This is a genomic window from Mesorhizobium sp. M1A.F.Ca.IN.020.06.1.1 (genome assembly GCF_004023265.1).
In the GTDB taxonomy this organism is placed as follows: Bacteria; Pseudomonadota; Alphaproteobacteria; order Rhizobiales; family Rhizobiaceae; genus Mesorhizobium.
The window spans coordinates 1-3,696 of record NZ_RZSR01000610.1 but is presented as its reverse complement, the minus strand read 5'-3'; the positions used below and the strand labels follow the sequence as shown (position 1 = coordinate 3,696).

At 65.2% G+C, this 3,696-nt stretch carries 4 protein-coding genes; 1 reads left to right on the top strand and 3 read right to left on the bottom strand.

Features of this window, described 5'->3' with window-relative positions; genetic code table 11:
- Positions 1 to 128 precede the first annotated feature (128 nt).
- Positions 129 to 1,286 carry a glutamate 5-kinase gene (proB, locus tag EOA60_RS23390; RefSeq protein ID WP_095824115.1) on the bottom strand — a complete coding sequence of 386 codons (1,158 nt, stop codon included), beginning with the start codon at positions 1,284 to 1,286 and terminating at the stop codon, positions 129 to 131.
- Positions 1,283 to 2,320 carry a GTPase ObgE gene (obgE, locus tag EOA60_RS23385; protein WP_095824116.1) on the bottom strand — a complete coding sequence of 346 codons (1,038 nt, stop codon included), beginning with the start codon at positions 2,318 to 2,320 and terminating at the stop codon, positions 1,283 to 1,285. The genes proB and obgE overlap by 4 nt, the downstream gene beginning before the upstream one ends.
- Positions 2,321 to 2,468: 148 nt before the next feature.
- On the opposite strand from obgE, the gene EOA60_RS23380 reads away from it, so the two are divergent.
- Entirely contained in the window at positions 2,469 to 3,332 is an 864-nt protein-coding gene (locus EOA60_RS23380; RefSeq protein ID WP_095824117.1) for an endonuclease/exonuclease/phosphatase family protein, read from the top strand.
- Positions 3,333 to 3,495: 163 nt separating this feature from the next.
- Here the strand turns inward: EOA60_RS23380 and EOA60_RS23375 are convergent.
- A partial coding sequence (locus EOA60_RS23375) for a GNAT family protein (RefSeq protein WP_164899484.1) occupies positions 3,496 to 3,696 on the bottom strand: 201 nt, incomplete at its 5' end.

The following is a 3,696-nucleotide window of genomic DNA, read 5'->3' as shown; positions in this document are numbered from 1 at the left end:
GCCTTGGTCGATGCGACGGCCAACGGTCGGGCAGCGGCGCGGGCGCGGAAGCCGATATCGGCCATCAGCGCCACCGTATCTTCCCCGGATTTGTCATGCAGCTTCAGCATGGTTCATCCTCCGCTGGGTCATTCGTCGGCCAAAACTTGGTCGTCGGCCAATACTTGATCACTGGATCGACTTACCACAAGGTCGTCGCGATGGATCATCGCCGAGCGCGCCTCGTAGCCGAGCACATTTTCGATCTCGGCCGTCTTCAAACCCGCGATCCTTACGGCATCGGCGGCATCATAGGCAACCAGCCCGCGCGCGATCTCGCGGCCCTCGGGCGACAGGATCGCCACCGTGTCGCCGCGCGAGAAATTGCCGCTGACGAGCTTGACGCCGGCCGGCAGCAGCGACTTGCCCGATTTCAGCGCGCCGATGGCGCCGGCATCGACGGTGAGCCTCCCGGCCGGCTCCAACTGTCCCGCGATCCAGGTCTTGTAGCCCTTCACCGGGTTGGCGCTGGGCTTGAAGAAAGTGGCGCGTTCGCCGCGCTCGATCGCCATCAGCGGCGACAGGCGCGTGCCGGCGGTGATGATCATCGCCGTGCCGGCGGCGTTTGCGATCTTGCCCGCGTCGAGTTTCGTCCGCATGCCGCCGCGCGAGAGTTCCGAAGCGGCCGCACCCGCCATCGCCTCGATGTCCGGCGTGATGCGCTCGACCACCGGAATGAACTTGGCTTGCGGGTCCTTGGCCGGCGGCGCCGTATAGAGCCCGTCGATGTCGGAAAGCAGCACCAGAAGATCGGCGCCCATCATCGTCGCCACCCGCGCCGCCAGCCGGTCGTTGTCGCCATAACGGATTTCGGAGGTCGCGACCGTGTCGTTCTCGTTGATGACCGGCACCGCGTTCATCTTGAGCAAGGTCGAGATCGTGGCGCGGGCGTTAAGGTAGCGGCGGCGCTCCTCGGTATCGCCGAGGGTCAACAGAATCTGCCCGGATTTGAGCCCGTCCCTGCCCAGCGCATCCGACCAGGCGCCCGCAAGCGCGATCTGTCCGACGGCCGCCGCCGCCTGGCTTTCCTCGAGCTTCAGCGCGCGTTTGCCAAGCCCGAGAATGGTGCGGCCGAGCGCGATGGCGCCCGAGGAGACGACGAGCACCTCCGCGCCGGCATTGGCGAGCACCGCGATGTCTGCGGCTAAAGAGGTCAGCCAATCGCGCTTCAGGCCGGTCGCGCGGTCGACGAGCAGCGCCGAGCCGATCTTCACGGTTATGCGCCGGTATGATTTCAGCGATTTCATGGGTTTTGCCGCCAGCGCGTATCGACAGGAGCGGGAACGGCATCGCGCGCCTCGGCGACCACCGCCATCAGCGCGCGCTGCACAGCCTCGACGCCTTCGCCGGTGACGGCTGACAACAGCATCGGCGCGCGGCCGGCGGCGCGTTTCAGCGAGGCAGCCTTCTTCTTGCGGGCGTCCGCGTCGAGGATGTCGACCTGGCTGAGGGCGACGATCTCAGGTTTGTCGGCCAGCCCATGGCCATAGGCCGCGAGCTCGGCGCGCACGGTCTTGTAGGCCTTGCCGGGATTTTCCTCCTGCGCCGAGACGAGATGGAGCAGCACGCGCGTGCGCTCGACATGACCGAGGAAGCGGTCGCCGATGCCGACGCCCTCATGCGCGCCCTCGATCAGGCCGGGGATGTCGGCCAGCACGAATTCGCGGCCGTCGATGCGGGCGACGCCGAGGCCCGGATAGAGCGTGGTGAAGGGATAGTCGGCGATCTTCGGCTTGGCGGCGGTGACAGCGGCAAGGAAGGTCGACTTGCCGGCGTTGGGCAGGCCGACAAGGCCGGCATCGGCGATCAGCTTGAGCCGCAGCCAGATGCTCAACTCCTCGCCCGGCTGGCCGGGATTGGCGCGGCGCGGCGCCTGGTTGGTCGAGGTCTTGAAATGCTGGTTGCCGAAGCCGCCATTGCCGCCCTTGGCGAGCAGAAAGCGTTGGCCGACCTCGGTTAAATCGCAGATCAGCGTCTCATTGTCCTCGGCGAATACCTGGGTGCCGGCCGGCACTTTCAGCGTCGCGTCGGCGCCCTTGGCGCCCGTCATGTTGCGGCCCATGCCGTGCATGCCGGTCTTGGCCTTGAAATGCTGCTGGTATCGGTAGTCGATCAGTGTGTTCAAGCCATCGACGGCTTCGACCCAGACATCGCCGCCGCGGCCACCGTCGCCGCCGTCCGGACCGCCGAACTCGATGAATTTCTCGCGGCGGAACGACATCGATCCGGCACCACCGTCGCCGGACCGGATGTAAACTCGGGCTTGGTCGAGGAATTTCATCGGATTTTCAGGTTTCTGCTATTGCGCTTGCGGGATTGCTCTAAACCAAGGTGGAGCCAAGGGCGAGGCCCGTTTGCAACTAAAGCGCCGGATGCACTTTAGCCAGGGGCGCGGTAGCACTGTTCGCGGGCGAGACCGGGAGGCGGGAATGAAGCTTGTCACTTACAATATCCAGTATGGCATCGGCCTCGACGGCAAATACGATGTCGGCCGCATCGCCGACGCGGTGCGCGGCGCCGATGTCATCGCCCTGCAGGAAGTCACCCGCAACAACCCGCGCAACGGCGACCGCGACATGGTGGCCGAGATCGGCGAGGCGCTGCCGGACTATTTTGTCGCCTATGCCAGCAATTTCGAGGTCAATATCGGCTCGCGCCTGGATGCCGGCCGCGCCGTCACCCGCACCTTCCAGCTCGGCAACATGGTGCTGTCGAAGACGCCCATTCATCTGTCGCGTAATCTCCTTCTGCCGCGCAGCCGCAGCCTGGAGCGGATGAACTTCCAGCGCGGCGCGCTGGAGGCGCTGATCGAGACGCCACTCGGCTTCATCCGCTTCTATTCCACCCATCTCGACCACCGCAGCCCCGTCGAGCGTCAGAGCCAGATCCGTTTCCTGCGCCAGCGCCTGCTCAACTACGCGCTGGAAGGCGGCGGCCTTTCCGGCATTCCCGAAATCGGCCTGCCGGACCTGCCCTATCCGGAAGCCTTCATCGTCATGGGCGACTTCAACATGCTGCCCGGATCGCCCGAATATGTCGAACTCGCCGGACGTCCGGACCATGAATTCGGCATGCCTCTCACCGCCGATCTCGCCGTCGATGTCGCCCAGCGCCTGGAGGTTTCCGGCCTCTTCACCTGGATCGACCCCAATCGTCCCAACGATGCGGGCCGCCACAAATGCATCGACTACGTCTTCACCAGCGCTTCGCTCGCCGGCTCGCTGAAGCGCCTGTGGGCCGACCGGCAGGCGCGCGGATCGGACCACCTGCCGGTCTGGGTCGAATTGGGCTGAGTCGTCTTTGAGCGCCGACGCCTAGGCGTGTTGCTATTCAGGTCAGGCTGAGCCGAAAATGACGGCTTCCGAGAACCGGAGCGGAGCGTACTGAAAGTACGCGAGCACCGGAAGCGCAGGAAACCGTCATTTGCAGGCCGGCTTCACCTGAATTTCAACATGCCTAGAAGTGCACCCAGTTGCGCAGGCTCGTCCAGGTCTTGCGGTCCAGCCGGTAGCGCTCGACCGGCACCTGGCCGGCGACGATCGAGTTCAGCATGCCCTGGCCGGCATACTGAAAGCCGCACTTGTGGATGACGCGGCGCGATGCCGGATTGATGACCCTGGTCGAGGCATGCAGCACCTGGATCGAGGTCTTCTGGAA